Genomic DNA, 26,851 nt, shown 5'->3' with positions numbered 1-26,851 from the left:
AGGTAACCGATTGTGATCGGGTCGAAGCGCCTGTCCAGGCAACTTCAGCCGACCGGCGCCGTTTCGTGGGTGATGGCAAAGCTGAGCTCTTCCCGTAGATCCAGGATGATTGCATCGGCGATGGCCGTCACGGCTCTGCTGGTCATGCCGGCCGAGGCCAAACATCGTCACAAACATCACAGGCCGCTAAGCCCGCGCGTGGAGCAGCCGCTGACACAGCGGGCCGATCAGCCGCTGAACCCGCGAGGCAAGCGGCAGTCGAGAGCGCGGGCCAGGCAGCATCCGGCGCCAAATCCAGCACCGCGGAAAACGCAGGATGCCCAGCCATCCGCCGATGTTCCGGTGCCCGAGCCACGTCCGGCGGACACTCCAAAGGTCGACGCTCCAAAGACGCAAGACCGGAACGCTGGAGGCCCAAAGAACGGCGAAGCGCCCGATCTGCTCAAGGACCCCGATCTGCTCAAAGACCCCGATCTGCTCAAAGACCCCGGTCTGCTCAAGGACCCCGATCTGCTCAAGGACGAAGAGGCCCATCGGAAAAGCCAGACACCTCCACCAGCCGAAACGGAAAGCGAGCCAGAGCCGCCAGCCGTGGTGCCAATACCGACGCCAAAGCCGGGCACCACGACGCCCGAGCCTCAGCCGCCGGCCGTCGCCCCTCAGCCGACGCCAAAACCGGCCGATGCGGCCGACGAGGAGAAGATGTTGCCCGATCCACGCTCGGCCGATCTTCCCGCCGACAAGATGCCGGCGGAGGAAGTCGCCTGCCGCGAGCGCCTGAAGACGCTCGGCGTCGAATTCGAGGAGCACAAAGCCGAGAGCAACCCCGAAATCGGCTGCTCGATCCCTTACCCGATCGTGCTGAAGACGCTCGGCAAGTCGATCGCGATTGCCCCCGGCACCGAACTCAACTGCCCGATGGCCGAGGCGGCGGCGCGTTTTGCCGCCGACGTCATCCAGCCGGCGGCGAAAGCCGAATTCGGCGCCGACCTGAAATCGATCGGCCAGGCGTCGGCCTTCATCTGCCGGCCGCGTAACGGCACGCGCAAACTGTCGGAACATGCTTTCGGCAACGCGCTCGACATTGCCAGCTTTACGCTTGCCGACGGCAAGACGATCGAGGTTGGCCCGGCACCGCCCGAGAAGGACGGCAAATTCCTCGACGCGGTGCGCAAGGCCGCCTGCGGCCCGTTCAAGACCGTACTCGGCCCCGGCGCCGACGCCGACCACGCGCTGCATTTTCATTTCGATCTCGAACCGCGCCGGCATGGCGGTACGTTTTGCCAGTGAGCGGAACCTCCGCCGCATTTCAGCCGCAGGCGTGAACGCGGGCGCTGAGTTTTTCTTTACCCTTGATCGTTAAAATGCCGGATATCCAGAATTGGGATTCCGCCAATGGCCGGCACATTTCGCGCCGTTTTCCTCGCCGCACGCCAATTGAAACCTGCTGTGTTGCTGGCCGCCAGCCTTGCACTGGCCGCGGTTTCGGCCTGCAACACCGGCAGCGTGCTGTCGTTGCAGCCTGCCGTCGATGTCGGCTCGCAGACCGCGGCCGTGCCGCAATATACGGGCATGCAGAAGCTTGTTCCGTCCAATCCCTATATGACGCAGGCCGCCTATCCGCGGATGGATGAGCCGATGTCGCCGGTCGAGCAGATCCCAGCCAGCGAAGCCGATTGCCGCCAGCAGCTGAAGCGCCTCGATGTCGCCTACACCGACCTGGCACCGATCCACGAGGGCCAGTGCGGCATCGACTATCCGGTCAAGGTCTCGGCCATCGGCGGCATCCAGATGAAACCCGCGGCGACGCTGACCTGCGACATGGCCGCCACCTTCGCCGCCTGGACGAAGAACGAACTCGTTCCCTCCGCCCGCTGGCGCTACTTCTCCGGCGTCAGGACCATCCACCAGGGCTCCAGCTATTCCTGCCGCAACATTGCCGGTGAAGGCGTGCTGTCGGAGCACGGCAAGGGCAACGCACTCGACGTCATGAGCATCGAACTCAACAATGGCGACGACATCGACGTGCGCAAGCCCGGGCTGTTCGCCTTCCGCACCCGGGGCTTCCTCAACAATGTGCGCGCCGACGGCTGCCAGTATTTCACCACCGTGCTCGGCCCCGGCTACAATTACGATCACCGCAACCATTTCCACTTCGACATCAAGAACCGCAAGAACGGTTATCGCGCCTGCCGGTAGAGCACGGCAATCAAAGACGATGGAGTTTAGCCGGAACCCATGCTTCGTCATCCTAGGGCGGAGCAAGGAGCGTAGCGACGCAGCGTAGACCCTAGGATGACGAAGGCATGGTGGCCGCAACGAGACAGTGAGTAGATGACCCACAGAAGTCTTCGGCGACGCATTGCGATCTGGATACCGGCCTTATTGGCCGGGTATGTGGCGCTCGCCTATGTCGCCGCGCCGGAATTCTGGACATACCGCGATCGCGGCTTTCGCAACCAGCGCTTCGAGATGGTCACCCACACGCCGCAAGGCATTCCCGGCGACCCCATCAATATCGGCCTGGTCGGCACGGAGAAGGAGCTGGTGCACGCTTTCGCCGTCGCCGGCTGGGACACCGCCGACGCCGTCACCTTGAGGACCGCCATCGACATCGGCGAAAGCGTCCTGTTTTCCCGGCCCTATCCCGACGCGCCGATGAGCCGCCTGCTGTTCGAGGGCCGCGCCCAGCAACTCGCTTTCGAAAAGCCGGTCGGCGACAGTGCCGACCGGCGCCACCATGTCCGCTTCTGGCGGACGGATACGGTCGGCGACGACGGAAGGCCACTCTGGCTGGGCGCCGCCAGCTTCGATCGCGGCGTCGGCTTGAGCCACGACACGGGCGCCATCACCCATCATATCGGTCCGGACCTCGATGCCGAACGCGACTTTGTGATCGGCGATCTCAATGCCGCCGGCCTCCTGACCTCGACCAGCGAGATGCCGGGGATCGGCGCCACGAAAAGTGGGAGGAATGGCGGCGGCGATCCGTATTTCACCGACGGAATGGCGGTAATCGGTGTACTGGGACTAGGGCGCTGAAAGGGTTAGGTTCCTCCCCGACCATCCACCAGGCCGGCTTTCCGGTCCGAGCGCATGGGTTCCCAGATCGCGATTTCCCGGTCTTTCTCAAGCACGGAGGCGAGCGCCTCATGCCAGGCGCGACGGTAGGGCCGATGCAGTTGGACGGTCAGGACGTCCTCGTGGCTTTCCCATGTCTCGTAGAGCATGAACCGGTTTTCCGAGGCCGGATCCCGATGAAGGACAGCCTCGTGGAACATCGGCTCTGCCCGCATGGCATCGAGCACTCCTTCCAGCAGAGCCAGAAATTCGCCGCGCCGCTCCGGCACGACCTGGAATTGGATGGTGTATGTGATCGCCACGGTTCGGCCCTGTCTTACGCAAGGACTTGGTTAGAGCGGGAACTGGTAGTCCGTCAGAATACGGTTCTCCTTGTCGACGACCAGGAACTCGAGCCCGATCGCTGCAATGTTTTCGCCGTTCCTGGGCACCATTTCCCAGTGGAAGGTGACGACATCGTGCAGAGCGCGAATATCCTTCGCCGCCCGGAAGCGGTAACCGCCATTCCGGACCCACTTCGTATGCGAGTCGACTATCCGCTTTTCGAGCGCCGCATAGCCGCGCACTTCCTGCGTGCCGACATAGTGCTCTCCCTCAGGCGCCCAGAGATCGGCGATCGCCTGGCGGCGGCGTTCGTCATCGGTTTCGTTCCAGACAGCCACATAGCGGTCGGCAAGTTGCTGTACTTTGTCCATGACATGCTCCTTCGGCGGTCTTCGCTTTCGACGCGGCAAATATGGCGCCCGGCCCAGCCCGAAATCGATGACCCGTCAGGTCAAAAAGCGAATGTTGCGAACCCCGCCGTTTGACCTGCGAGGTCATGGCCCACGGTTTCCCGGCGTATTAAGATGGGTCCATGACCTCTCAACCGCTTCCATTTGGAGTGCTGCTGCGCCGGTGGCGAGAGCGGCGGCGCATGACCCAGGCAGACCTTGCGCTCAGCGCCGACAGTTCGACGCGCCATCTCTCCTACCTGGAGACAGGACGATCGCAGCCGAGCCGCGACATGGTTCTTCTCTTAGCGGAACATCTTGATGTGCCGCTAAGAGACCGCAACACACTGCTGCTCGCAGCGGGTTTCGCGCCCTCGTTCCAGGAACGATCGCTGGCGGAACTCGCGTCGGCCCGTCAGGCGATCGACCAGGTTCTCCAGGCCCACAAACCCTACCCGGCCTTCGCGATCGACCGGCACTGGAATGTCGTGCTTTCGAATGGCGCGCTCCCGCAGCTCTACGAGGGTTGCTCGCCTGAACTGCTGCGCCCGCCAATCAACGCAGTACGCCTTATCCTGCATCCGCTCGGCATGGGGTTGCGGATCGTCAACTTCGCCGAATGGCGGGCGCACACGGTCGCCGTTCTGAGGCAGCAGATCGAGGCGAGGCAAGACCCCGTCATTCATTCGCTACTGGCAGAAATCATGGCCTATCCAGCCCCCCTCGGCAGCGACGAGCCCGCAGCACATGATGCACCGCAACGCTATGCAACGCCGCTACGGATCGCCACGCGCCTGGGCAGTATCTCCTTGTTGAACACGAACATGGTTTTCGGCACGCCGACAGACGTCACGCTGTCTGAGCTGACGATGGAGATGCTTTTCCCGGCCGACGAGCAGACTGTCGCGATCGTCAAGGCAATGGTCGATGAGACCGCGGCAGGGCTTGCCAACAGCACTCTTTCCCAAAGAGCCGGCTAACTGCCGGCTTCGCCAGTCCGTGGAGCCGATCGCAAAAAGTCAGGTCGTGGTGATGACGATCTTGCCGAACGGCCCCTTCTCGAGATGCTCGAAGGCCCGCGGCACCTCGTCGAACCCAAAGATCTTGTCGACGACCGGCTTGATCGCCAGCGCCTCGATCGCCTGGTTCATCCGTTCGAAGGCGCGGCGGTGGCCGATCGAAATGCCTTGCACGACAATCCGGTTGCGCAGGAAGGGCACGATCGGAAAGCTGAGCTCCATGCTGCCCAGGAGGCCGATGATCGACAGTCGGCCGTCGGCGGCCAGCGCGTCGAGCGAGCGCCGCGCATTGTCGCCGCCGACCATTTCGAGGATATGGTTGACGCCGGCGCCACCTGTCAGCTCGCGCGCCGCCTCGTCCCATGCCGGCCTGGTGCGATAGTTGATCACTTCCCATGCGCCGAGCCTCTTTGCCTGCTTGAGCTTGCCGTCGCTGCTTGACGTGACGATGGCGCGCAAGCCGAAGGCGTGGGCGAATTGCAGCGCAAACAGGGAGACGCCGCCCGTGCCCTGGATGAGAATGGTCTGGCCAGGCACAGGTCTTGTCGCCTCTGCCATGGCGAACCAGGCCGTCAGCGCCGCGATCGGCAGCGTCGAAGCCTCCGCGTCGCTGAGCGATGGCGGCGCCAACACAGCGGCATCCTCATGCAGGAGCAGGTAGTCGCTCAACGTGCCGGGCAGCGACGATCCCAGCGTGTGCTTGTGCAGCACCGGCGGCGCATCGCCATCCGGCCAGTCGGCAATCACGTGCCCCAGCACGCGCTGGCCGGTCCGGAAACGGCTGACATCGCCGCCGACCGCCACCACTTCGCCAACCGCATCCGATGTCGGGACGAACGGAAAGCCAAGGTCGGGGATCAGCACGCCATCGACGATCATCCTGTCCTTGTAGTTCAGCGATATGGCCTTGATCCGCACCAGCAGGTCATGCGGCCCGGGCTCGGGGACCCTCCCTTCGGCCAATTCCAGCCCGGGCAGGCCGAACCCGGTCATCCGCCAGGATCTGTTGATGTCGCTGCTCATTGCGTCTGCTCCCGATTGCATGGCGATATTTACGCTGTTTCACTGTGGAAAAAAGCGCTTCTATGATCCATAATTGGAAACGAGTTGGTGATCAGATTTCTACAATGGGAACAGATCGATGGAATCCGCGGATCTGCAAGGCATCGTCGCCTTCGTTCAAACGATCGAGGCAGGAAGCTTCACCGGCGCCGGAGAGCGGCTGCGCGTGACGAAATCGGCGGTCGGAAAATCGGTCGCGCAGTTGGAACAGCGGCTTGGCATTCGCTTGCTCAACCGCACCACGCGCAGCCTCAGCCCGACAAGTGAAGGCCTGTCCTATTATGAAGCCTGCGTCAGGGCGCTGTCCGAGATCGAAGCCGCCCAGGCGCTGCTTGCCTCGCGCCGGCAGGTGCCCTCGGGCCGGCTTCGGGTCGACCTGCCCTCGGCCTTCGGCCACCGCTGCGTGGCTCCCGTGCTGTTCGACATTTCCAGGCGATTTCCCGATCTGGCCATGGAGATTTCCTTCAACGACCGCCGCGTCGACCTCATCGAGGAAGGCATCGACCTTGCGATCCGCATGGGCGACCTCGACGACAGCCTGTCGCTCGCCGCACGCCGGCTCTATACCCAGCGTTCGGCGATATGCGCCGCCCCCGCCTATCTCGACGGAAACGGCAGGCCACGGACGATCGAGGATCTCGCCGGCCATGACCTGATCGGCTACACCCGCAACGGCGTCGCCCACGCCTGGAGCATCAGGCAGGCCAATGGCCATGTCGTGAAGTTCACGCCGCGGGCAAGGCTGGTGCTCGACAATGGCGAACCGATGCTCGGCGCGGTCCTTGCCGGTTGCGGCATCACCTTCCTGCCGACCTGGCTGGTGGCGGAAAGCCTCAGGAGCGGCGCGCTCGAAATGGTGCTTGTGGACACGCTGGTCGAAAATATTTCCGTCCATGCCATCTGGCCGGTGACACGGGCCTTGACGCCCAAGGTGCGGGTCGTCGTCGACGCGCTGGTCGCGCATTTCTCGTCGCCACCCTGGGACGCCGTCTGATCGCCCCGCATCCGCCGTCATCTTTCTAAAATGGTGGCCGACTATTTTCGAATGCCGTGCGGCAATGCTATTGAGCCCTCATGCTATACGTTGAAATCGCCACCGTGGTCGTCCTCATCTGCGTGAACGGCCTTCTGTCGATGTCCGAACTCGCCATCGTCTCGTCGCGGCCGGCTCGCCTGAAGGCGATGATCGACCGCAACGTCAAAGGCGCCGGCCGCGCTTTGGCGCTTGGTTCCAATCCGGGCAAATTCCTGTCCTCCGTGCAGATCGGCATCACGCTGGTCGGCGTGCTCTCGGGCGCCTTTTCCGGGGCCACGCTCGGCCAGAGGCTGGCGCATTATCTGGCTTCGACAGGCATCCGCGAGAACATCGCCGATCCGCTCGGCGTCGGCATCGTCGTGGCCATCATCACCTATGCCTCGCTGATCATCGGCGAACTGGTGCCCAAGCAGATTGCGTTGCGCGATCCCGAGCGGGTCGCGGCGCGCGCGGCCCCGGCAATGACCATCCTTGCCTCCGTCTCGGCCCCTCTGGTCTTCCTGCTCGATATTTCGGGCCGTTCCGTGCTCTGGCTGCTCGGCCATCGCGGCGAAAGCGAGGAAAAGGTCACCGACGAGGAGATCAAGATGCTGGTCGCCGAGGCCGAGCATCACGGCACCATCGAATCCGACGAGCGGCGCATGATCGCCGGCGTCATGCGGCTTGGCGACCGCGCCGTGCGCGCCGTCATGTCGCCGCGCACCGATGTCGACTGGATCAACCTGCAGTCCGACGAAGCCACGATCCGCAAGCTTCTGATGGACACCCAGCATTCGCGCCTGCCCGCCGGCGACGGCGGGGTCGACGCCATGATCGGCGTCATCCAGACACGCGACGTGCTGGCCGCACTGCTCGGCGGCCGCGCGCTCGACCCGCGCAAATATGTGCGCGCGGCACCCATCGTGCACGACCAGGCCGATGCGCTGGACGTGCTGCAGAAGCTGAAGGAGAGCAACGTGCCGATGGCGCTGGTGCATGACGAATACGGTCACTTCGAAGGCATCGTCACCCCCGCCGACATTCTGGAAGCCATCACCGGCGTCTTCCGCTCGGACCTCGAGGCCGGCGAGGAGGAAAACGCCGTCCAGCGCGATGACGGCTCATGGCTGCTCGCCGGCTACATGCAGGCCGACGAGATGGCCGAGGTGCTGGGCATCGACCTGCCGGAGAACCGCGACTACGAGACCGTCGCCGGCTATGTGCTGTCGCACATGCACCATCTGCCGGCGACCGGCGAATGCGTCGACGCGCAGGGCTGGCGCTTCGAGGTGGTCGACCTCGACGGACGCCGCATCGACAAGCTGATCGCCACCCGCCTGCCCAGCGGCCACCGCGAGATGGCACGCTGATCGTTCAAATGTGTAAAGAGATCTACTGCTCAGCGAAGGCGCGCGCGAATGAATCGAGCATCGGCCGCGCGAGATACTCGAAAAAAGTCCGGTCGCCGGTGCTGATGAACGCCTCGACCGGCGTGCCGGGATAAAGTTGATCGCGCCTCACGCCGGGCGGCAGGTCGGCGGCAATCGTCAGCTTGGCGCGGAAATAGGGCTCACGCGTGGTCTGGTCGATGAGCCGATCCGCCGAAATCTGCGTCACGGTGGCTGAAACCTCCGGCGTGAGCCGTGAGTTCAACGCGGACAATCGCAGTTTCGCCGGCTGGCCGACACGGACCTGATCGATGTCCTTCGGCCGCAGCTTCGCATCGACGACCAGGCCCGACGCAGTGGGCAGGATCTCCATGATCTTCTCGCCCGGGGCAATCACGCTGCCCTTGGAATTGTAGGTCGACGACACCACGATGCCCGCTGCCGGCGCCTTGATCGTCGTGCGCCGCAGCACCGCCTCCGCCGCCCTGATCTGTTCGTCGACGTCGGCCAGATTGGAGCGAACGTCGTCCAGTTTCGTCAGCGCCTCCTCGACGCGTTGCGTGGTCAGGCGCTCGGTCTGCTCCTGGCCTTCGACGATCTGGGTGTTGGCCGTCGCGAGATTGGCCTCCAGCGCTCCGGCTTGCCCGACGAGATCGGCCTCGCTACGCAATAGCTGGGAGTATTCGGTACGGTTGGTGAGGCCCCTGTCCAGCAAGCCGGTCTTGATGCCGAGTTCTTTCTTTACGACTTCGGCTTGTTGCTGAACGGCCTGTTTCTGGGCCTGTAACCCCACCACCGACTGCCGGTGCATGGCGACCCGTTGTGCCAGGATCGATTTTTCCGACCGGAACCGAGCGAGCCTGGCGTCGAATTCCTTTTGCTGTTCTCGAATCAGGATCTCGAAATCGGGCTGGAAAGGTGCCGGCGCCGCTTCGGTGATTGGCGCCAGCCTGTCCAACCCGTCGCGTTCCGCCTCCAGCCGCGCCGCACTCGCCCTGAGCGCGATCGACTGTCTCGTCAGCCGGTTGAGTTCGGCCTGCGCGGCCGTTGGGTCCAGCACGATCAGATCCTGGGCCAGTTGCACGCGATCGCCTTCATGGACCAGCAACGCCTGGACGATACCGCCCTCGCGATGCTGGATCTGGATGTTTCCGCCGGTTGCCGAGATCGTGCCTTGCGTGATCACCGCTCCCGCCAAGGGGGCGCTGACGGCCCAGTAGCCGAAGCCGCCCGCCAGCAGCGCTATGGCGGCATAGCCGGTGAGGGCCACGCGTCTTATGTCGGTGCGTGGCTGACTGTCCCAGGCGAGGCTCCGTGTCGTCATCTCAGGATCCGAAACTGCCACCCGCGCGGATCGTCGGGGCGAACGACCCGGTCACCACCGTGCTCTGCTGGACCGCCTTGCCGGTGACCGAGCGCCGCAGCACCTCGCCGCTTGGACCGAAGGCTTCGATCATGCCGCCGCGCAAAAGCATCACGTGGTCGCAAGCGGCGGCGATCGAAGGCTGATGGGTGATCACGACGACCGTGACGCGCGCCGTCCGCGCGGCCGAAAGCACCGCCTCGAGCGCGGCCTCGCCGCTACCGTCGAGATGGGAGCTGGGCTCGTCGAGCACCAGGTACCGCGGATTGCCGTAGAAGGCGCGCGCCAGCCCTATTCGCTGGCGCTCGCCGCCCGACAGCGCCCTGTCCGACGGGCCGATCATGGTCTGGTAGCCGTCGCGCTGCGCCAGGATCAACTCATGCACCTGGGCGCGCTTTGCCGCCTCGACGATCGCTCCGTCGTCCGCCTCCGGGTCGAAGCGGGCGACGTTTTGCGCGATCGATCCTGGAAAGAGCTCGACCTCCTGCGAGAGGTAGCCGATATGCTTTCCGAGCTGGCTTTCGTCCCAGGTCCCGAGGTCGGCGCCGTCGATCCTGATTGAGCCGCCGGTCGGTTGGGCGGCACCCACGAGCAACCTCGCCAGCGTCGACTTGCCGGCCCCGCTCGGGCCGACGATGGCCAACGCTTCGCCGGCGCCGATCGCAAAGGTCAGCCGCTTGAGGAGGGGCTCCGTGCCGGGTCGGGCATTCGGCGCCATGAAGAAAACGTCCTGCGCGGAAATCGCGCCTGCCGGATCGGGCAGGATCAGTTTTCGCGACCCGGCCGGACGTGCCGCAAGCGCCTTTTCCAGCCGTGCCCACGCCCGCCGGGCGTCGGCGATCTGCCGCCAGGCCCCGATCAGCTGGTCGAGCGGCTGCAGCGCGCGCGACGAGACCAGCGAAGAGGCGAAGATCATGCCGGCCGTCATCTGCCCCTGAAGCACCAGCCATGCGCCGGCGCCGAGGATCGCCAGTTGCAGCATCATGCGCAACGCCCGCGAGGCGCCGCTGAAGATCGCATTGGCGCTCGAGGAACGGTCATGGAAGGTGAGCGCCGCCCCTACATGCCGTCCCCAGACCCGCGCGGCGTTCTCCACCATACCCATGGCGCGCAGCGTCTCCGCATTGCGGGCAAAGGCCTGTTCCGCCTGGCTGGCCAAGGCCGAACGCTCCGTGGACAAGGCATCGTTCCTGCCGATGGCAAGCTGGTTGGCCACGACCAGGAAAAGCAGAAGCACCGCGCCGGCGACCGTCACCCAGAACAGCACCGGATGGATGAGATAGAGCAAGGCGAGGAAGACAGGGGCAAAGGGCAGGTCGAACAACACCGCCACGCCGCGCGACCTGATGAAGGCGCAGACCGAGGCGAGGTCGCGCAGCGGCGACAGGCCGCCGGCATATCTTGCGCCGAGGGAAACGGCGAAGATGCTGGCACCCAGCTTGCGGTCGACGGCCGCCGCGACGCGCTGCGTGTAAACGGCGCGGATCGCGTCCAGCAGCCCGAGGAAGGCGAGCGCGAGAACCGCGATGGCCGAAAGATAGACAAGCGTCTCGACGCTGGAGGACGGCAGCACGCGATCATAGACCTGCAGCAGGTAGAGTGGAATCACCAACAGCAGTATGTTGATCAGCAGCGAGAAGACGCCGACATCGGCGATGGCGCGCATGAGGACCGGCCGCAGGCCGGAGGGTTCAGTCATTTCCGCATTTCCCGCCGCTGCATGATCCCGAGACCTTATACGTGGCCCCCGAATTCGGAACCGCCGTGCTGCGTGCTGCTGGCGATGCTGTGCGTGGCGGTGCTGCTGGTGAGGTGCAGAGCGCTCGCCGGCGCGTTGTCCAGCGTATAGGCGCGGATGTAGTCGATCTTCATCTCGGCAGGCGTCGCCAGATGATCGGGAGGCGCGCCGGCAATGCCGCCGACCGCGAGATCGGCCAGCATGTACATTGGCTTGTGCATATCGGACGGCGTCGCCGTTTCCGCGACCTGGACACCGTCATAGGTCCAGACGAGCTTGTCCGGCGTCCACAGCACACCATAGGTGTGGAAGCCGGCGGTATCCATGGTATTCACCGTCAACGTCACCTTGGTGTGCGTTCCCGTTTCATTCGAGTGCGCCGTCATGATCAACGAGTTCGGGTCCTGTCCGCGCGTTTCGATCACATCCAGTTCCGGCGGCCACGAGCCGTCTGCCGGCAGCAGCCAGAAGGCCGGCCAGGCGCCGGCGTTCTCGGGCAGGTCGGCGCGCATTTCGAAATAGCCGTAGGTCTGCGAGAAAGTGCTGTGTGTGTTGAGGATGCCTGACGTGTATTCGTAATTGTTGATCAGGGGCTTGATGTCGGCCGGCGCCTGCGCGGCGGTGATGGTCAGCACGCCGTTGTTCACGCTAAACGGATGGACGGAGCTCGTCGGCCCGTAATTGGCGTCGATGTACCATTGCAGCTCGCCATTGCCGGTCAATGTGCTGCCGTTCGGCGCCCCCCATGAGAAATTGGTATCCCATGTGCCACCCTGGGCATTGTGAAGATTGAGCGTGTTGAAGTCGTCGCTGAAGGACAGCTTCATTCCGGACATGTCGATCGGCAACTGGAACTGGTTGGAATGCAGCTTGTCGACGGTCGTATCCTTGAACTCGAGGATCTCGCCGGATCCGAGGTTCAACAGCACGTTCGATCCCGCCTGGACCATGTTCGAGTGGATGGCGTCGAACGACGTGAACCCATAGCCATTGAGGCGGACGGTGTCGGTGGCGGCAAAATTGGCGATCAGGTCGCTTCCGTTGCCTTTCGAGATGATGAAGGTGTCGTAGCCGCCGCCGCCGTCGATCAGAACGTCGTTTCCCCGGCCGCCGTCCAGCGTCTGGTGCCCGGCCGTGGCGGTGACGATGTTGTCCAACCCATTTCCGAAGGCGTAGTTATTGGGGTTTGTGACGATGAGGTTCTCGACATTGTCGGGGAGCTTGTAGCTCATCCATGTGCTGATCGTGTCGATGCCTGCCCCGGCGGCCTCGGCCACCTTGTTGCCCGCCCCATAGAGGTAATAGATGTCATCGCCCGTGCCACCGTGCATCGTGACGTTGACACCACCTGCTCCCCAGAAGGAATCGTTTCCGGCGCTGCCGTACATGTCCGGCCCGGCCCCTGTCGCTGAGTACCAGTGGTTGGACGTGCCGCTATAGGGAAGAGGAACACCCACGGCGTTGACGAAGAAGCTCATCGGATAAATCCTCCTCGCGATGCCGGGCCAGCTCGAATCGTTCGATACGAACTTCGGATGGCCGCATTGGATCAATGCTGAAAGGAACGATATCGTTCCGGGGAATCATTACACAATCCACCATAACATCGATCTTTCCGAAGACATATACTTATTATCCGTGAAGAGAGCGTCGCTTAATCGCAGCTATTTAGTAAAATTGTGTATAAACCAGAAATTGCAAAGGATCTACTTAGATGAAGGATCCATATTGGATGAAGGGTATCCACCCGGCCCATCGCTGCCTCCCTTCTCGGCGCCAGATCCTGCGGTGGGGCGGGAAGCTTACGCCCTCAGACAGCGGCTTCGATCGGCTCGGCAAGCCTGGGATTTGAACGTGCCGCGATCAGGCAACTGGCCACGATGAGGCCCGCTCCCGCCAGCGTGGTCCAGGTCACCGCCTCGTCGAAGAAGAGGAAGCCAAGCGCGATCGCCCAGATGAAGGCGGAGTATTCCGTCGGGATCAGATACTGCGCTTCGGCCCGCGCGTAGGCCCAGCTCATCAGGAACTGGCCGGCGAGCGACAGTGCCGTCACTCCGGCCAGCGGAAGCCAGAGCTCGCGCGGCAGGGCAATGGCGAGCCAGGGTGCGGCGAGACCGAGGATGACCGCCACGCAAAGGTTCTGGAACAGCATGATCTCGATCGGTTTGGCCAACAGCGCCTGCTGCCGCGCAAGGATCAAATTGTAGGCATAGAACACCGTCGACACCAGCACCGCCGCCGTGCCGAGCAAGGCATCCCTGGCATGGCTTGTCTGCCCGAACTGGCCGCCGACGATGATTGCCACGCCCGCAATGCCGGCCAGCGATGCCCAGATCGCTTGGCGCTGGATTCGTTCGCCCAGCAGCAGCGCGGCCAGCAGCAGGGCAAACAGCGGCGCTACGAAACTCAATCCGATCGCCTCCGCCAGCGGCAGTCTGGCGAGCCCCCAGAAGAAGGACAGCAAGACAACGCCGACGACGGCGGCACGCAATGCGTGCAGCTTGAGCACGGAAGGCGTGGGCAGCGTGCGCGGCCCCGCCGACCAGCCGGCGCCCGCAACCACGGTCGCGAGCATGCTGCGCCACAGCACCGTGTTGTAGACGCCGACGGCGATGACCAGGACCTTCATGGCCGCGTCCATCCCCGACAGGAGGAAGATGCCAAGCGCGCAGACAAGCACCGGGACCATGGGAGAAACGGCGCCTGCCAGGCTGGATGACTTCACGAGGCCCCTCATGTGATGGATCGCAGCCGGATATATCAGGGCCGACCGGCGGGGCCAGATGGCAGCCCCGCCGATATGGCGGTCCAACCAAGCCGGCTTGTGGCCTGGCTGGGGGCACGACTACTGGGGGCACGACTACTGCGGACCTGAACTGCTGGCGAACTGAACTGCTGGCGACCTGAACTTTCTTGCCGCGCGTGTCGATTTCGCCATTGCCCGTTCGTCATATGATTGAACCAACCCAACCCAGGAGAAAGACCATGCGGTTCATGATGCTGATGATCCCCGCCGGCTACGCGGACGCCGCGCCCGATGTCATGCCCGGCGCCGAGGCGGTGGAAGGGATGATGAAATACAATCACGAGCTGAAGAAAGCCGGCGTGTTGCTGGCGCTCGACGGCCTGCATCCGCCATCCTCCGGGGCGCGGGTCAGCTTCAAGGGCGGCAAGCCTGTGGTGGTCGACGGCCCCTTCGCCGAGGTCAAGGAAGTTCTGGGCGGCTATTGGGTGATCGATGTACGCTCGCGCGACGAGGCCATCGAATGGGCCCGCCGCTGCCCCGCGGGGGAGAGTGACGTGATCGAAATCCGCCAGGTCTTTGAAATGAGCGAATTTCCCGAGGACGTCCAGAAGGTGGCGGACCGCCTCGGCAGGCTGAAGGATTGACCCCCAACGCAACCATCGAAGCCGTCTGGCGGATCGAGCAGCCGAAGCTCACCGCCAGATTGGCACGCACTCTCAGGGATGTCGGGCTGGCCGAGGAAATCGCGCAGGACGCCTTCCTGCTGGCGCTGGAGCGCTGGCCTCGCGACGGCATTCCGCGCAATCCGGCCGCCTGGTTGACGCAGGTCGCCAGGAACCGCGCGCTCGACCGGCTGCGCCGCACCACCATGATCGACGGCAAGCATCGCGAACTCGCCGTAGACCTCACCGAACTGGAGCGCGAGATGCCCGACATCGAGGCGGCGCTCGACGAGGATATCGACGACGACCTTTTGCGGTTGATCTTCACCGCCTGTCATCCCGTCTTGCCCACCGAGCAGCGTGCCGCACTCGCCTTGCGGCTGCTGGGCGGACTGTCGACGCCGGAGATCGCCCGCGCCTTCCTGGTGCCCGAAGCCACCGCCGCCCAGCGCATCGTGCGCGCCAAGCGAACCCTTCGCGATGCCGCCATCCCGTTCGAGACGCCGCGGGCGCAAGAGCGGCGCGAACGCCTCAGTGCTGTGCTGGAGGTGGTTTATCTCATCTTCAATGAGGGCTATGTGGCCACCACCGGACTGGACTGGCTGCGCGCCGACCTGTGCGGCGAAGCGCTGCGCCTCGGCCGCTCGTTGGCGGCGCTGATGCCGGATCAGCCCGAGGTGCAGGGGCTGGTATCGCTGATGGAATTCAACGCCTCGCGCTTCGTGGCCCGCACCGGCAAAGCGGGCGACCCGATCCTGCTGCTCGACCAGGATCGCGGCCGATGGGATTGGTCGCTCATCCGGCGCGCCCTCGACGGCCTGAACCGCGCCATGGCCCTGACATCTGCGCCTGGACCCTATCTGCTGCAGGCGATGATCGCGGCCTGCCATGCCCGCGCGGTGACTGCCGCCGACACCGATTGGATCGCGATATCGGCTTACTATCAGGCGCTTGCGCTCACGGCCCCCTCGCCCATCGTCGAAATCAACCGCGCCGTGGCGGTCGGCATGGCGTTCGGCCCGGCGCAAGGCCTTGCCATCGTCGAGGCGCTGAAGGACGAGCCGCGCCTGAAAGACTCGCATCTCCTGCCCACGGTGCGCGGCGATCTCCTGCAGAAGCTCGGCCATCAGGCGGAAGCCAGTGCCGCGTTCCGCCACGCCGCCCAATTGACCGGCAACGACAGGGAACGCGCCCTGCTGCTCGCCCGCGCCGCGGGGGCAGCCGGTCGCGCCCTTTAGCTGTCCGTTCGCCGCCAGTTGGAACCGCATGGGCAGGCTGGCCCCTCAGCACGTCCGGTGACAGTTCACCTCCTATGCATCCGCCGCAACGCCAAGCGGTTTGGTTGGTGCGGCGCGGCGTTTCAAGCTAACTTTCAGGCGCGCCGCAACTTCTTTGCAAGAACCCCAACAAAAAAGGGCGGCGCAAGCACCGCCCGTAACCTTGGGAGGACAATCCGATCCGGCGGATCAGGCCGCCTGGGCTTCCCCGGCGATAGCATCGGCGGCACGAGCGGCCTTCAGCACCTTGGCCCACCAGGCGACGTCGTTGACCAGCGCGGCGGCGGCCTGATTCAGGTGCTCGAGATCTTCGAGCTTCTTCTCGCCCTGGCGGACGGCAAGGAAATCGCCCCAGGCGATATGGACGGCGGACTTGACCGGCGCCATCTGCAATTCGACGGCGTGGAGACGAAGCTGTTCGACGGCGCGCGAGCCACCGACACTGCCATATCCGACAAAGCCGGCCGGCTTCTTGTTCCACTCGTTGGCGGCGTAGTCGATGGCGTTCTTCAGCACGGCAGTCGGGCCGTGATTGTACTCGGCGGCGGTGAAGATGAAGCCGTCGAATCCGGCGACCTTCTTCTGCCAGCGCTGTGCGACTTCGTTCTGCGACGGCGCCCAGGCGGAAGACGCGACCTCATCGAAGAAGGGCAGCGGAAAATCGCGCAGGTCGACGATTTCGACATCGATATCGGCATGTGCCTTGGCGATCTTGGCGATCCACTGCGTCGGCACGTCGGCGAAGCGGGCGGCGCGCGTCGAACCGATGACGATGGCGATTTTGGGCTTGGACATAAGGGGCTCTCCTTGCGGGAATTTTTGGTATCGTTTGGATACCGGCGCCATATGTGATACTGACAAACCGGCGCGCAAGGAGGCACGTTTTTGTTACTGAGGCACCCGCATAACACCGAGGACTGCCGGGCCGTGTCGGAGATCCTGCAGCGCGTCGGCGACAAATGGACCGTGCTCGTGGTCGGCAAGCTTGGCCGCGGACCGCTGCGTTTCAACGAGTTGCGCGCGGCCGTCGGCGGCATCTCGCAGAAGATGCTGACCACCACCTTGCGCGGCCTGGAGCGCGACGGCTTCGTCACCCGCAAGGTGTTTCCGACCATCCCGCCACGCGTCGATTACGAGCTGACCGAGCTTGGCCACGAGCTGCTGGTCCCGGTCGGCGCGCTCGGCGAATGGGCCCGCAAGAACACCCAGCGCGTTCAGTCGGCGCGCGCCAGATTCGACGAGATGCAAGCCTGAAGTCCTTGCGCGGCAAGGAGTCCGGAGTTTCGCACTGAGCGGCGCTTCGCGTTTTAAGGCGAAGTCATGGTTCCCTGAACGAGAAGTCCTGGTTCGCCGAAGAGATCCGGGAATTTTGTCCATGGCGCTCAAGGTGTGCTCACGCGCGGCGGTGACCACATTCCAAAGGCAGCCGGTCAGGCTCTTCGCGCCATGGCCCCGCAAGGCGTCGGGCTGCAGATCGCGCACGTCACTGTCCGCTCCTTCACCCCAGCCGTGCCTCCCAGACAGGCGGTGCGCCCAAGGTCCTGTTTGACTTCGGCATAAGCGGTTATGGCAAGCAGGCATGCGAGCGCGGCGAGAGCCACCGCAAGCCAGCCGTTCAATAGGCGTTGACGCATTGTCTTCCTCCGACGCCCGCAGAATTGGCCGTGGAGGCAACGGCAGGATGTCGCTGACCGCATCGCTTTGCACGGGCGATGTTACAAATGTCCGGATTGGCGGTATCGAATCAGCTTTCGGCTGGAACGGCCTTCGGCTTGCCCTCGCCGTCCAGCGCCACCATGATGAAATCGGCGTGGGTGACCTTTTCCATCAGGTCGGAGAGATAGCGCTGCGCCCAGGCCTCGACCTTGAGCGTCATCGAGGTGCGGCCGACGCGTTCGACATGGGTGTAGATGCACAGCGTGTCGCCGATCTTCATCGGCTTGGCGAAGGACATCTCCTTGACCGCCGCCGTCACCACGCGACCCCTGGCGCGCTCGGCGGCGCGGATGCCGCAGGCAAGATCCATCTGCGCCATCACCCAGCCGCCGAAAATGTCGCCGGCGGCATTGGCGTCCGAAGGCATGGCCAGCGTGCGCAGCGTCAGGTCTCCGATCGGCCGTCCATCCGCGTACTGCACCATGGGCAGAATCCTCAAGTGGTGATGGTCATCGATCCCGTATCGCCGCTACAGGAATAGGTCAACGCGCCGCGGCTGCTGTTTCCTCCCTCTATAGGGCCATAGGCTAACCCTGGTTGTGCCTGATTTTCAGCGGCTTCGGGTTTTGGAGCGGGCTTCCCCCACTCCGTCGCTGCTTCGCAGCGCCACCTCTCCCCCCTCCGGAGGGAGAGGAAGGGAGCCTGGCAGGGCAAGGCTAGCGCCCCTTCCTCTACCCCGTCGATCGGGGGAGAGGTGGCGCCGCGAAGCGGCGACGGAGTGGGGGTCGACCGCTCGACGCGGAATTGGTTGCTCGCCGGGTTGTGCCTGATTTTTGGCGGCTTTCGGGTGTCAGGGAGGGTTTATCCCAATCGCCGGGGAACGCGGTTCCCGAGAGATCGCACCTCTCAAAAATAACCTGCAAGGTTCGAGCGGATACGGTCGAGAACGGTCTCCCCGGAAAGGTCAGGTATGAAAGCCTTGCCGGTGATCGCCTCGTAGGCCTGGGAATAGACGGTGGAGGCCTGTTCGATGATCTCGTCCGGTATCCTCGGGATCGGGTCCTTGTAGGGATCGCAGCGCGCCGTCACCCACGAGCGGATGAAATCCTTGTCGAAGCTCTCCGGCCGCGTACCATCAGCCAGCGCCTGTTCGTAGCTCGCCGCAATCCAGTAGCGGCTGCTGTCGGGCGTGTGGATTTCGTCGGCGAGAATGATGGTCCCGTCCCTGTCGGTGCCGAATTCGTATTTGGTGTCGGCCAGGATCAGGCCACGCTCGGCGGCGCGCGCCTGGCCGCGAGCGAACAGCTTCAGGGCGTAGCTCGAAACGGTATCCCACTGCTCCTGCGTAAGAAGACCCTGCTCGATGATCTCGGCCCTGGACAGCGGCTCGTCATGGCCGCCGTCCGCCGCCTTGCTGGTCGGCGTGATGACCGGCTCGGCCAGCTTCTCATTGTCGCGCAGGCCCTCCGCCAGGCGCATCCCGTACATCTCCCGTTCGCCGCGCCGGTAACGGGTCAGGATCGAGGTGCTGGTGGTGCCGGCCAGATAGCCGCGCACGACGATCTCGACCGGCAGGATGTCGAGCCTTGTGCCGACGACGACGTTCGGGTCGGGATATTCCAGCACATGGTTCGGACAGATATCGGCCGTTTCCTGGAACCAGTACCGCGCCGTCTGCGTCAGTATCTCTCCCTTGAACGGGATCGAGGTCAGGATGATGTCGAAGGCGCTGAGACGGTCGGTGGCGATGATGATGCGCCTGCCGTCGGCAAGGTCGTAATTCTCCCGGACCTTGCCTTTGTAATAGCCCGGCAGTTCGGGAATAAAAGCATCCGACAGGACACGCATGGGTTCTCCTGCCTTGCGCAGAGTGGCCGATGCCCTCGCATAATCCGTCGACCCCATGCATATCAAGCGTGATTGTCGGTATTCCCGGCAACCCGGCCGGATATACCAGTCGCTTTTTTCACAACCGATGCCGGAAGGCCCGGCGACTTGGCGGACCCGCCGCGCCTAGGTTGGTGCCACATTCAGGAGCCACCGACGTCCGCCATGCAGACCTACGATTTCATCATTGTCGGCTCCGGCTCGGCTGGCTCGGTGCTGGCGGACAAACTGTCGGCCTCGGGCCGCTTCTCGGTGCTGGTGCTGGAGGCCGGCGGCAGCGACCGCCGCTTTTACGTGCAGATGCCACTCGGCTACGGCAAGACCTTCTTCGATCCCACCGTCAACTGGAACTACAGGACCGAGCCGGATCCCGGCCTTGGCGGCAATGTCGACCACTGGCCGCGCGGCAAGCTGCTTGGCGGCTCGAGTTCGATCAACGCCATGGTCTGGATCAGAGGCGCGCGCGAGGATTTCGACGACTGGCGCGCCGCCGGCAATCCCGGCTGGAGCTATGATGATCTGTTGCCGGCCTTCAAGGCGCTCGAGGACAACGAGGCCGGCGCCGACCGATGGCGCGGCACCGGCGGCCCGCTGCACATCAGCGATACAGCCAGCGCCGTCCACCCGTTGACCAAACGCTATCTCGCCGCTGGCCAGCAGGCTGGACTGCCGCTCAATCCCGACTTCAACGGCGCTGCCCAGGAAGGCGTCGGCATCTACCAGATCTCGACCAAAAACGGCCGCCGCATGTCGGCCGCCCGCGCCTTCCTGCGCCCGGCGATGAAGCGCGCCAATGTCCGCGTCGAGACCAATGCGCTGGCAAGCCGCATCCTGTTCGAAGGCAAGCGCGCCGTCGGCGTCGAATATCTACGGAACGGCGAGACCAAGACGGCCCGCGCCGGCCGTGAAATCATCCTGTCCGCAGGCTCGATCAACTCGCCGCAGCTCATGCAGCTCTCCGGCGTCGGCCCTGCTGCATTGCTCAAGGGATTGGGCATCCCGGTGGCTCATGCCAATGAGAATGTCGGCGCCAATCTGCAGGACCACGTCGGCATCAACTATACCTTCAAGGGCAAGCTGCCGACGCTCAACCAGATCCTGCGCCCCTGGTGGGGCAAGCTTTTGGTCGGCATGCAGTACATCCTGACCCGCTCCGGCCCGCTGTCGCTGTCGATGAACCATGGCGGCGGTTTCTTCCGCACCGACCCGGCGTTTTCCCGACCCAACATGCAGCTCTATTTCCAGGCCTTCTCGACGCTCATCCCGAAGAACGGCGAGCGCCCGATCCTGACGCCGGATCCGTGGCCGGGCTTCTCCATCGGCCTGTCCAACTGCCGTCCGTCGAGCCGCGGCGAGATCATGATCCGCTCCAGCAATCCGCTGGATTATCCCAAAATCGTCGCCAACGCCTACTCGACCAACGCCGATGTCGACGAGATGCTGGCGGCGGTGAAATTCGTGCGCAAGATCGCCTCGATGCCCGCCATGGCCGAGATCATCGCCGAAGAGGTGCTGCCCGGCCCGTCGATCCAGTCCGACGCCGACCTGATCACCGATTTCAGGAAGCGCTCCGGCACGGTCTATCACCCGGTTTCGACCTGCCGCATGGGCCCCGACCCCTCCCGTTCCGTCGTCGATCCGCGCCTCAAGGTGCACGGGCTCGAAGGCTTGCGCGTCATCGACGCCTCGATCTTTCCCGACAACATCACCGGCAACACCAACGCCGCCTCGGTCATGACCGGGTGGAAGGGCGCCGAACTGGTTCTGGAGGACCACACATGAAGATCACCGACGTCAAGACCTGGGTTGTCGGCAATCCGCCGCCCGGCATCGGCGGCAAGTATTTCATCTTCGTCAAGCTGACCACCGATGGCGGCGTGGTCGGCTATGGCGAGGCCTACAACGCCACCTTCTCCGCCCACATCACGGCGAAGATGATCGAGGACATGGCCGAGCGCTATCTCGTCGGCCGCGATCCGCACGACATCGAGAATTTCTTCCGCCGCGCCTATTCCTCCGGCTTCACCCAGCGCCCCGATGTTTCCGGCATGGGTTGTTTTTCCGCACTCGAAATGGCCTGCTGGGACATTGTCGGCAAGGAGGCCGACAAGCCGGTCTATAAGCTGCTTGGCGGCCAGGTGCATGAGACGCTGCGCTCCTACACCTATCTCTATCCGCACACCGGCAGCGTGCATTCCGAGGACGCGCCGGACGGCAGGAACGTCTACAACGATCCGGAGATGGCGGCGGCCTGCGCGCTCGAATATGTCGAGCAGGGTTTCAACGCCGTCAAGCTCGACCCGGCCGGCCCCTACACCGCCTTCGACGGCCACCAGCCGCGCCTCATCGACATCGATGTCTCGACCCGCATGATCAAGGCGATCCGCGAGGCGGTCGGCACCCGCGCCGACATCCTCTTCGGCACGCACGGCCAGTTCACCGCATCGGGCGCGCTGCGCCTGGCGCGCGCCATCGAACCCTATGATCCCCTGTGGTTCGAGGAGCCGGTACCGCCCGACATGCCCGAAGTGATGGCGCAGGTGGCGCGAGCGACTTCGATCCCGATCGCCACCGGTGAGCGGCTGACGACGAAATCCGAATTCGCCCGCGTCATCGAGAACCGCGCCGCCACCATCCTGCAGCCGGACCTCGGCCGCTCCGGCGGCATTCTGGAGACCAAGAAGATCGCCGCCATGGCCGAGGCCTACCACATCCAGGTCGCGCCGCATTGCTATTGCGGGCCGATCGTCGGTGCCGCCAACATCCAGCTCGCGGTGACGCTGCCGAACTTCCTCATCCTGGAATCGCTGAAGCAGTGGGACGGTTTCCACGCCACGCTCTTGAAGAAGAAGATCGAATGGCAGGACGGCAATGTCATCCCGTCGAAGGAGCCCGGCCTCGGCGTTGAGCTCAACGAGGCGGTCTGCGATGCCCATCCCTATGCCGGCAAGGACCTGCATCTGCAGATGATGCAGACACCGTTGATGCCGTGAGCGAAAGCTACGCCTTCATCGGCCTTGGTCATCTCGGCGGCAACCTTGCCGCCAGCCTGATCCGCAACGGCTTTGCCGTCACCGTTGTCGACCGCGATCCCGCCGCCGTCGAGCGCCTCATCGCGCTTGGCGCCGCGGCCGCCAACAGCCCGGCCGAGGCCGCCGCCCGCGCCGGCAATGCCATCACGTGCCTGCCCTCGCCGAAAGTCAGCGAGGCGGTGCTGGCTGGTCCGGGCGGGTTGCTGGAAGGTCTGCCCAAGGACGGCACATGGATCGAAATGTCGACCAACGGCCGCGACGAGATTTTACGGCTTGCCGCCCTCGCCTCGGCCAAGGGCGTCGAGACGTTGGAATGCCCGGTCACCGGCGGCGTGCATCTGGCGGCGGTCGGCAAAATCACCGCGCTGGTCGGCGGCGATGCGGCCCTCTACGAGCGACACCGCCCGGCGATCGAAGCTATGTGCGCGAAGTCGTTCCTGATGGGCCCGATCGGCTCGGCGGCGGTGATCAAGGTCATCACCAACATGCTGGCCTTCATCCATCTCGTCGCCGCCGGCGAGGCGCTGATGCTGGCCAAGCAGGGAGGGCTCGATCTCGCGCAAGCCTACCACGCCATCGTTGCCTCCTCCGGCAACAGCTTCGTCCACGAGACCGAAAGCCAGTTGGTGCTGAACGGCTCCTACGACATCGGCTTCACCATGGACCTGGCATTGAAGGACCTTGGCTTCGCGCTCGCCATGGCCGAACAATCCGGCGTGCAGCTCGATCTGGCATCGCGCGTCAAGGCGATCTTCGAGCAAGGCAAGGCAGCCTATGGCGGCAGCGCTTGGTCGACCCAGATCGTGAAATTGCTCGAAGATGCTGTCGGCACCGATCTGCGCGCGCCGGGCTTTCCGGCCAAGCTGGAAGTTTAAAGCCAGTTAATTCATCGAGCGTTATCAGACCGTTGAGCGGCGCGTCGGAATCACTTTACCAACCAATTGAATCAGACTCTCAGCTCCCTCAATCAATATCTCACCATCAACGCACCAGGCAGGATCTCGAAGGTCGCCGGTATGCGCCCGGGGGATTCGCCGTCTATGTCTACCAGTGCGCCGTTCTTTTCCACATCGCCGAGCGGTTCGACCACCACTTTCCTGCCGCGCAGGATGGTGATCGCCGGATGGTTGCGGTGCCTGCCGCCATAGAGCAGCCTGATATCCCAGATCAGCTTCAGCTTGCCGGCAGCGCGCAGGATGACGATGTCGAACTGCCCGTCGGTCAGCTCCGCATCGGGCGCGATCATCATGCCGCCGCCGAAGAATTTGCCGTTGGCCACCGCCACCAGCGCCATCCGCGCCTCGACCGGATCGCCGTCGTCGACGGTGATCCGTACGTCCTGGAAGCGGTAGCGGATGAACTCGACCACCGTGCGCCACAGGAACAGCGCCTTGGCCGACATCCTGCCCTTGCGCTTGTCGGCATTGACGGCGCGGTCGGTGGCGCCTGAGAGGCCGAGGCTGGCGATGTTGATGAAGTGCCGGCTGGCCAGCGCGCCATGATCGTCGACATAGCAGATGCGGCCGGCATCGACCGCCCTTGCCTTGGCGTCGGCGATCCGTTTCAGCGTTGCGTCGATCTCCTTCGGCAGGCCAAGGCCGCGCGCGAAATCGATGCCGGCGCCGCAAGGCAGCAGGCCAAGCTCGGTTGTCCTGCCGCCCTCCTCGCGGGCCTGCAGCAGGCCGTCGGCCACTTCGCTGGCCGTGCCGTCGCCGCCGGCCGCGATCACCAGGTCGAAGCCGTTTGCCGCGAGATCGAGCGCCAGCCGCTCGGCGTCGCCCTCGGCCTGCGTCTCGCGCAGTTCGAAATCGCCGAAGTGCTTTTTCAGCGCGGCGGCGACATCGGGCCAGTGCCGTTTCAGCCGGCCGCCACCGGCAATCGGATTGAGCACCACCCCGACCTTCACTATGCATCCTCCCCCGGAAAGCGCCGGACATGCCGCGCCCGATCCTTTGCCGGCCCCGATCTTAGCCGGCATTGAAACCCGCGCCTGTCGGCAGGGCAAGGGGGCACCGCCGGTTCGTTCGCCGAAAGGCGGGGCAGGCTGTCTAGGGCGTTCGCGCCTGAATTTCCTTGGCTTCTGGCATCGGTCCCCGATAATCCCGCTATCCACAGGGGCGCGGCCATTCCCCAAACCCCTTACCCGGCGTAAGTTCAACCCATCTCAGGCGGCTACCGATCATCAAGCCGAAAGGCGACGTGAAAGGCGGATTTCCTGAGGCCCGTACGGCCCGAAGCGAGAGCAGGCTTGCCTGTTCGAGGGACGGAAGCCGAGACCTACGGGGCCGCGGAAAGCGTGCCAACGCCGACGGCGGACCGATGCTGCCATGAAGGACGGCAAAAACCTTCGATGGCACGCAGGGCAAAGCCCGCAAGGGCCAAGACCGGCGTGGTCTGGAACGGACGTCGCCCTCGGGCGGCTTCTGGCAGGACCGTCAAAATCAAGGCCGGCATGGCGCGACGACTTTACGGAAGTTGCTGCCACGACCGTGTCCTGATCTGACAGGGAGGCGCTGGGAGAAATCCCGGCGCCGACTGTTTTTTGGCTCTCCCACACAATTGTTGCGGTGTTTCCGGTTGGGGCTGCAACCGGAAACAAAATCAGCTAACGTTCGACGTCAATTGAAGGGGGATACTTCATGACATTGATCCAGAAGCTTGCCGTCGCCTGTGCATTCCTGTTCTTCGCGGTCGTGGCCATCGGCTACATTCCAGCCTTCAACGATGCCGACGGCAACCTGTTCGGCCTGTTCTCGCTGCAATGGTACGACGACCTGCTGCATGCCTTTTCCGGCGTCTGGGCGCTGGCCGCCGCCTTCATCTCGCATCGCCAGGCGGTGTTCTATTTCAAGCTGTTCGGATCGGTCTATCTGTTCGACGGCGTGCTCGGGTTGATCACCGGGTCCGGCTGCCTCGATGCCGGCATCTTCATCAACGGCTTCCGCTCCCTCAACGACATCGAATTCCCAACCCGATTCTTCGCCAACCTGCCGCACATCGTCATCGGCGGCATCGCCGTCTATATCGGCTTCTGGCTGTCGAAGCGCATCTACGACCACTTCGCCACGGCCTGACCGGCCATGGCCCTGTTCCGCTTGATAAAGCGCATCATCAAGGCGATCCTCTGGCTGATCGTCATCGTTATCCTGATCCCGATCGTCGGGCTCGCCTATGGCTTCCTGACGACGCCGTCGCTCGACAGGACGCCGCTGCCCGGCATTGCCGACGGCGCGCCGCCCAAGGCGCTGGCCGACAAGGTGCGCGCCGAGATCCCCGGCTACCAGCGGCCTGAGGAATCGACCTTCCTCACCTATCCGGAATGGGCGATCGTCTACGCCGCGCGCGAATATGCCGGTTTCGTCGCCAAGGACCAGCCGAGCGGCTTTCCCTATTGGTCCTATGTCGGCCGCTTCTGGCAGGATTACGCGACGGTGATGCGCGCCAGTTCCGCCTACAAGTTCAACTATGCCAACCATCAGATGCTGGTCATCATCGGCACCAGCCACTCGATCGAGCATATCCTGCAATGGGCCTATGAGAACACGGTCGGCCGCATCACCGAGGCGGCATCGGGCAAGCGCACCGCCGCCGACATCTACCAGGCCAAGGTGGCGGCGGATTATGCAGGCTTTCTCGACCAGGTGCCGTGGTACCAGTTTCCCTATGCGCAAAAGCGCGCCGGGCTGTTCGCCGTGCAGCCGGCACCTGGTGACAGTCCCATTCGCACCAGCGAACGCAAGCTCGCCTTCGGCCTCGCCGACACCATCAAGCAAGGCTATGCCGATCTCATTAAAAAGGCGCTTGCCGCGACTTCCGACCCGGCCTTCCTCGATGTCCATGTCTGGGCAAAGGGGCCGGTCGGCGAGGCCACCCGCGACGAGCCCGACACCTTGCTGGAACGGGACCTGGGCCCGGACGGCACCATCTTCGTCACCAAGCGCTATCAGGTCTTCACCGACATGATCCCGCGGCTGATCGACAAGGGTGTCTCCTTCGTCGAGATCGGTGGCAATGACGAGATCATGGTCACGGTGCTGTCAACCGATTCGATCGCCGTTCCCGAAGGCATGCGTATCCTGTTCAGCTATCCGCTCCCGGCGGATCCCTCGACGCGCCGCACCGGCATGGTCGTGGCCGTGCGCAAGCTGCATCTGGTGTTGCCGTCGCTGATGAAGGCCGGCGCCAGGCTCGAACACGTCTACGACTATTGAG

The 26,851-nt window shown here is 64.1% G+C and carries 25 protein-coding genes; 14 read left to right on the top strand and 11 right to left on the bottom strand.

Annotated elements, in window-relative coordinates:
• Positions 1 to 342: 342 nt before the first annotated feature.
• From O7A70_RS07500 to O7A70_RS07490, 3 genes are all read left to right on the top strand, one after another.
• The gene (locus O7A70_RS07500; protein ID WP_442921170.1) at positions 343 to 1,290 is read left to right on the top strand and encodes an extensin-like domain-containing protein; all 948 of its coding nucleotides are present in this window, start codon (positions 343 to 345) and stop codon (positions 1,288 to 1,290) included.
• A 105-nt stretch (positions 1,291 to 1,395) separates the two neighbouring features.
• Positions 1,396 to 2,199, top strand: coding sequence for an extensin-like domain-containing protein (locus tag O7A70_RS07495; protein WP_337139808.1), 804 nt, complete (start codon positions 1,396 to 1,398; stop codon positions 2,197 to 2,199).
• Positions 2,200 to 2,334: 135 nt separating this feature from the next.
• Positions 2,335 to 3,042 (top strand): LssY C-terminal domain-containing protein, encoded by a 708-nt coding sequence (locus O7A70_RS07490; protein ID WP_337139807.1) that lies wholly within the window; start codon positions 2,335 to 2,337, stop codon positions 3,040 to 3,042.
• 5 nt (positions 3,043 to 3,047) lie between these two features.
• Here O7A70_RS07490 and O7A70_RS07485 read toward each other — a convergent pair whose 3' ends face one another.
• Positions 3,048 to 3,383, bottom strand: coding sequence for a putative quinol monooxygenase (locus O7A70_RS07485; RefSeq protein WP_337139806.1), 336 nt, complete (start codon positions 3,381 to 3,383; stop codon positions 3,048 to 3,050).
• A gap of 30 nt (positions 3,384 to 3,413) precedes the next feature.
• Positions 3,414 to 3,776 carry a hypothetical protein gene (locus O7A70_RS07480; protein WP_337139805.1) on the bottom strand — a complete coding sequence of 121 codons (363 nt, stop codon included), beginning with the start codon at positions 3,774 to 3,776 and terminating at the stop codon, positions 3,414 to 3,416.
• A gap of 161 nt (positions 3,777 to 3,937) precedes the next feature.
• Between O7A70_RS07480 and O7A70_RS07475 the strand changes: the two genes are divergently transcribed.
• Complete coding sequence (locus O7A70_RS07475) at positions 3,938 to 4,774, top strand: helix-turn-helix transcriptional regulator (protein ID WP_337139804.1); 837 nt, start codon at positions 3,938 to 3,940, stop codon at positions 4,772 to 4,774.
• Positions 4,775 to 4,813: 39 nt separating this feature from the next.
• On the opposite strand, the gene O7A70_RS07470 is transcribed toward O7A70_RS07475, so the two are convergent.
• Positions 4,814 to 5,836, bottom strand: coding sequence for a zinc-dependent alcohol dehydrogenase family protein (locus O7A70_RS07470; RefSeq protein WP_337139803.1), 1,023 nt, complete (start codon positions 5,834 to 5,836; stop codon positions 4,814 to 4,816).
• 118 nt (positions 5,837 to 5,954) lie between these two features.
• Here O7A70_RS07470 and O7A70_RS07465 point away from each other — a divergent pair, with 118 nt between their 5' ends.
• Entirely contained in the window at positions 5,955 to 6,869 is a 915-nt protein-coding gene (locus O7A70_RS07465) for a LysR family transcriptional regulator (RefSeq protein WP_337139802.1), read from the top strand.
• Positions 6,870 to 6,949: 80 nt separating this feature from the next.
• Entirely contained in the window at positions 6,950 to 8,260 is a 1,311-nt protein-coding gene (locus tag O7A70_RS07460; RefSeq protein WP_337139801.1) for a hemolysin family protein, read from the top strand.
• Between the two features lie 22 nt (positions 8,261 to 8,282).
• On the opposite strand, the gene O7A70_RS07455 is transcribed toward O7A70_RS07460, so the two are convergent.
• From O7A70_RS07455 to O7A70_RS07440, 4 genes are all read right to left on the bottom strand, one after another.
• Complete coding sequence (locus O7A70_RS07455; RefSeq protein WP_337139800.1) at positions 8,283 to 9,602, bottom strand: HlyD family type I secretion periplasmic adaptor subunit; 1,320 nt, start codon at positions 9,600 to 9,602, stop codon at positions 8,283 to 8,285.
• Between the two features lies 1 nt (position 9,603).
• On the bottom strand, positions 9,604 to 11,340 hold the full coding sequence (locus tag O7A70_RS07450; RefSeq protein ID WP_337139799.1) for a type I secretion system permease/ATPase: 1,737 nt from the start codon (positions 11,338 to 11,340) through the stop codon (positions 9,604 to 9,606).
• 35 nt (positions 11,341 to 11,375) lie between these two features.
• Positions 11,376 to 12,857 carry a family 16 glycosylhydrolase gene (locus O7A70_RS07445; RefSeq protein ID WP_337139798.1) on the bottom strand — a complete coding sequence of 494 codons (1,482 nt, stop codon included), beginning with the start codon at positions 12,855 to 12,857 and terminating at the stop codon, positions 11,376 to 11,378.
• Positions 12,858 to 13,189: 332 nt separating this feature from the next.
• The gene (locus O7A70_RS07440; RefSeq protein WP_337139797.1) at positions 13,190 to 14,116 is read right to left on the bottom strand and encodes a DMT family transporter; all 927 of its coding nucleotides are present in this window, start codon (positions 14,114 to 14,116) and stop codon (positions 13,190 to 13,192) included.
• 248 nt (positions 14,117 to 14,364) lie between these two features.
• On the opposite strand from O7A70_RS07440, the gene O7A70_RS07435 reads away from it, so the two are divergent.
• Together O7A70_RS07435 and O7A70_RS07430 are read left to right on the top strand one after the other, a co-directional pair.
• Entirely contained in the window at positions 14,365 to 14,769 is a 405-nt protein-coding gene (locus tag O7A70_RS07435; RefSeq protein ID WP_337140204.1) for a YciI family protein, read from the top strand.
• Positions 14,766 to 16,025, top strand: coding sequence for an RNA polymerase sigma factor (locus tag O7A70_RS07430; RefSeq protein ID WP_337139796.1), 1,260 nt, complete (start codon positions 14,766 to 14,768; stop codon positions 16,023 to 16,025). Before O7A70_RS07435 ends, O7A70_RS07430 begins: the two co-directional genes overlap by 4 nt.
• Positions 16,026 to 16,253: 228 nt before the next feature.
• Here O7A70_RS07430 and O7A70_RS07425 read toward each other — a convergent pair whose 3' ends face one another.
• Positions 16,254 to 16,859 carry an NADPH-dependent FMN reductase gene (locus O7A70_RS07425; RefSeq protein WP_140712396.1) on the bottom strand — a complete coding sequence of 202 codons (606 nt, stop codon included), beginning with the start codon at positions 16,857 to 16,859 and terminating at the stop codon, positions 16,254 to 16,256.
• Positions 16,860 to 16,949: 90 nt separating this feature from the next.
• On the opposite strand from O7A70_RS07425, the gene O7A70_RS07420 reads away from it, so the two are divergent.
• Positions 16,950 to 17,318 (top strand): winged helix-turn-helix transcriptional regulator, encoded by a 369-nt coding sequence (locus O7A70_RS07420; RefSeq protein WP_140751139.1) that lies wholly within the window; start codon positions 16,950 to 16,952, stop codon positions 17,316 to 17,318.
• Positions 17,319 to 17,808: 490 nt separating this feature from the next.
• Here the strand turns inward: O7A70_RS07420 and O7A70_RS07415 are convergent, their stop codons facing one another.
• A complete protein-coding gene (locus O7A70_RS07415) occupies positions 17,809 to 18,204 on the bottom strand; it encodes an acyl-CoA thioesterase (RefSeq protein ID WP_027143305.1) in 396 nt (131 codons plus the stop codon).
• A gap of 422 nt (positions 18,205 to 18,626) precedes the next feature.
• Positions 18,627 to 19,568: a phosphoribosylaminoimidazolesuccinocarboxamide synthase gene (locus O7A70_RS07410; protein ID WP_337139795.1), complete on the bottom strand. Its 942-nt coding sequence runs from the start codon at positions 19,566 to 19,568 to the stop codon at positions 18,627 to 18,629.
• Positions 19,569 to 19,772: 204 nt separating this feature from the next.
• Here O7A70_RS07410 and O7A70_RS07405 point away from each other — a divergent pair, with 204 nt between their 5' ends.
• From O7A70_RS07405 to O7A70_RS07395, 3 genes are read left to right on the top strand one after another with little or no spacing between them, the layout of a single operon-like run.
• Positions 19,773 to 21,389, top strand: a complete 1,617-nt coding sequence (locus O7A70_RS07405; RefSeq protein WP_337139794.1) for a GMC family oxidoreductase — start codon at positions 19,773 to 19,775, stop codon at positions 21,387 to 21,389.
• Positions 21,386 to 22,600 (top strand): mandelate racemase/muconate lactonizing enzyme family protein, encoded by a 1,215-nt coding sequence (locus O7A70_RS07400; protein WP_337139793.1) that lies wholly within the window; start codon positions 21,386 to 21,388, stop codon positions 22,598 to 22,600. The genes O7A70_RS07405 and O7A70_RS07400 overlap by 4 nt, the downstream gene beginning before the upstream one ends.
• Positions 22,597 to 23,514: an NAD(P)-dependent oxidoreductase gene (locus O7A70_RS07395; RefSeq protein ID WP_337139792.1), complete on the top strand. Its 918-nt coding sequence runs from the start codon at positions 22,597 to 22,599 to the stop codon at positions 23,512 to 23,514. Before O7A70_RS07400 ends, O7A70_RS07395 begins: the two co-directional genes overlap by 4 nt.
• 92 nt (positions 23,515 to 23,606) lie before the next feature.
• Here the strand turns inward: O7A70_RS07395 and O7A70_RS07390 are convergent, their stop codons facing one another.
• A complete protein-coding gene (locus tag O7A70_RS07390; protein ID WP_337139791.1) occupies positions 23,607 to 24,545 on the bottom strand; it encodes a diacylglycerol/lipid kinase family protein in 939 nt (312 codons plus the stop codon).
• A 733-nt stretch (positions 24,546 to 25,278) separates the two neighbouring features.
• Here O7A70_RS07390 and O7A70_RS07385 point away from each other — a divergent pair.
• Both O7A70_RS07385 and O7A70_RS07380 read left to right on the top strand, forming a co-directional pair.
• A complete protein-coding gene (locus O7A70_RS07385; RefSeq protein WP_337139790.1) occupies positions 25,279 to 25,713 on the top strand; it encodes a DUF4383 domain-containing protein in 435 nt (144 codons plus the stop codon).
• 6 nt (positions 25,714 to 25,719) lie between these two features.
• Positions 25,720 to 26,850 carry a hypothetical protein gene (locus O7A70_RS07380; protein WP_337139789.1) on the top strand — a complete coding sequence of 377 codons (1,131 nt, stop codon included), beginning with the start codon at positions 25,720 to 25,722 and terminating at the stop codon, positions 26,848 to 26,850.
• Position 26,851: the final 1 nt, after the last annotated feature.

Source organism: Mesorhizobium sp. Cs1299R1N1 (genome assembly GCF_037179655.1).
Lineage (GTDB): Bacteria > Pseudomonadota > Alphaproteobacteria > Rhizobiales > Rhizobiaceae > Mesorhizobium > Mesorhizobium salmacidum.
The sequence above is the reverse complement of the archived record's forward strand: the minus strand, read 5'-3'. Positions and strand labels throughout refer to the sequence as shown.

Excerpts from the sequence above, each read along its gene's own strand:
- O7A70_RS07495 (WP_337139808.1), top strand. The coding sequence starts at position 1,396 with ATGGCCGGCACATTTCGCGCCGTTTTCCTCGCCGCACGCCAATTGAAA.
- O7A70_RS07490 (WP_337139807.1), top strand. The coding sequence starts at position 2,335 with ATGACCCACAGAAGTCTTCGGCGACGCATTGCGATCTGGATACCGGCC.
- O7A70_RS07480 (WP_337139805.1), bottom strand. The coding sequence starts at position 3,776 with ATGGACAAAGTACAGCAACTTGCCGACCGCTATGTGGCTGTCTGGAAC.
- O7A70_RS07475 (WP_337139804.1), top strand. The coding sequence starts at position 3,938 with ATGACCTCTCAACCGCTTCCATTTGGAGTGCTGCTGCGCCGGTGGCGA.
- O7A70_RS07470 (WP_337139803.1), bottom strand. The coding sequence starts at position 5,836 with ATGAGCAGCGACATCAACAGATCCTGGCGGATGACCGGGTTCGGCCTG.
- O7A70_RS07465 (WP_337139802.1), top strand. The coding sequence starts at position 5,955 with ATGGAATCCGCGGATCTGCAAGGCATCGTCGCCTTCGTTCAAACGATC.
- O7A70_RS07460 (WP_337139801.1), top strand. The coding sequence starts at position 6,950 with ATGCTATACGTTGAAATCGCCACCGTGGTCGTCCTCATCTGCGTGAAC.
- O7A70_RS07455 (WP_337139800.1), bottom strand. The coding sequence starts at position 9,602 with ATGACGACACGGAGCCTCGCCTGGGACAGTCAGCCACGCACCGACATA.
- O7A70_RS07450 (WP_337139799.1), bottom strand. The coding sequence starts at position 11,340 with ATGACTGAACCCTCCGGCCTGCGGCCGGTCCTCATGCGCGCCATCGCC.
- O7A70_RS07445 (WP_337139798.1), bottom strand. The coding sequence starts at position 12,857 with ATGAGCTTCTTCGTCAACGCCGTGGGTGTTCCTCTTCCCTATAGCGGC.
- O7A70_RS07440 (WP_337139797.1), bottom strand. The coding sequence starts at position 14,116 with ATGAGGGGCCTCGTGAAGTCATCCAGCCTGGCAGGCGCCGTTTCTCCC.
- O7A70_RS07435 (WP_337140204.1), top strand. The coding sequence starts at position 14,365 with ATGCGGTTCATGATGCTGATGATCCCCGCCGGCTACGCGGACGCCGCG.
- O7A70_RS07425 (WP_140712396.1), bottom strand. The coding sequence starts at position 16,859 with ATGTCCAAGCCCAAAATCGCCATCGTCATCGGTTCGACGCGCGCCGCC.
- O7A70_RS07415 (WP_027143305.1), bottom strand. The coding sequence starts at position 18,204 with ATGGTGCAGTACGCGGATGGACGGCCGATCGGAGACCTGACGCTGCGC.
- O7A70_RS07410 (WP_337139795.1), bottom strand. The coding sequence starts at position 19,568 with ATGCGTGTCCTGTCGGATGCTTTTATTCCCGAACTGCCGGGCTATTAC.
- O7A70_RS07405 (WP_337139794.1), top strand. The coding sequence starts at position 19,773 with ATGCAGACCTACGATTTCATCATTGTCGGCTCCGGCTCGGCTGGCTCG.
- O7A70_RS07400 (WP_337139793.1), top strand. The coding sequence starts at position 21,386 with ATGAAGATCACCGACGTCAAGACCTGGGTTGTCGGCAATCCGCCGCCC.
- O7A70_RS07385 (WP_337139790.1), top strand. The coding sequence starts at position 25,279 with ATGACATTGATCCAGAAGCTTGCCGTCGCCTGTGCATTCCTGTTCTTC.
- O7A70_RS07380 (WP_337139789.1), top strand. The coding sequence starts at position 25,720 with ATGGCCCTGTTCCGCTTGATAAAGCGCATCATCAAGGCGATCCTCTGG.